This is a genomic window from Streptomyces katrae, assembly GCF_000966975.1.
GTDB classification, from domain to species: Bacteria; Actinomycetota; Actinomycetes; order Streptomycetales; family Streptomycetaceae; genus Streptomyces; species Streptomyces katrae.
The window spans coordinates 1-833 of sequence record NZ_JZWV01001712.1; the positions used below are offsets into that span (position 1 = coordinate 1).

The following is an 833-nucleotide window of genomic DNA, read 5'->3' on the forward strand; positions in this document are numbered from 1 at the left end:
ATCTTGATCGCCTCGTTGGGGTTCAGGGTTCCGATCACGGACTCGAGCTGTTGTGCGGTCCATCCGCGTAGCCTTGCCACCTGGGGGAACAGTGCTTCGTTGTCGCCGTACGAGATGTGGACGGCACCCTGGGCCTGGATGTTCAGACGCCAGCCGCGCAGGTGGGACCAGAATGCGGCGGCCTCGGGGATCGTGGCCCGGGTGAAGGCGGCGGTCATCATCATGAAGGGGCGGTCCAGGTCGCCGGACAGGGGCGGGTTCATCTGCATCGGGGCGTCCAGGGCGAGGCCGGCGCGGATGCGTTCGTCCGCGAGCATGGCGCGGGCGGTGGCCGTGCCGCCCTTCGACCAGCCGAAGGCGCCGATGCGCCGCGGGTCCAGGGAGCCGAGCAGTCCGGCCGGGAGTTGGCGCCGGCCGGCGTCGGGGTTGTGTCCGGCGGCGAGCTGTTCGACGCAGTCGAGGACGAAGCGCAGGTCGGCGGCGAAGTCTCCGGGCAGGGTGGGTGCGGGCCTGTCGCGGATGGGGACGGCGATCCTGCCGTCGGGGTATTCGGTGTAGGTGTCGTACTGGTGGGCGATCGTGATGACCGCGTATCCGTGGCTGGCCAGGTTCTGGACCGTGATGGTGTGGTCGCTCTGGTGGCTGCGTGCGCCGTGGGAGAAGAGGACCGTCGGGAGGGGGCGGGGGGTTCGGAGTACCGGGGCGCCGGCGTGGCCGGCCGTGAGGGGTGCCAGGGGGGTCAGATCGGGGAACCCGACGTCGGTGAGGAACGCCTGGAGCGCGCCGGGCGGCATCCAGGGCGCCAGGGGGTACCTGTCTCTTATACACATCTC

Annotated in this window: 1 protein-coding gene; it reads right to left on the reverse strand. The window is 70.2% G+C overall.

Going from position 1 to position 833, the window contains the following annotated elements; genetic code table 11:
• The coding region (locus VR44_RS40270; protein WP_245692925.1) for an alpha/beta hydrolase at positions 1-794 on the reverse strand (794 nt) is incomplete at its 3' end.
• Positions 795-833 lie beyond the last annotated feature (39 nt).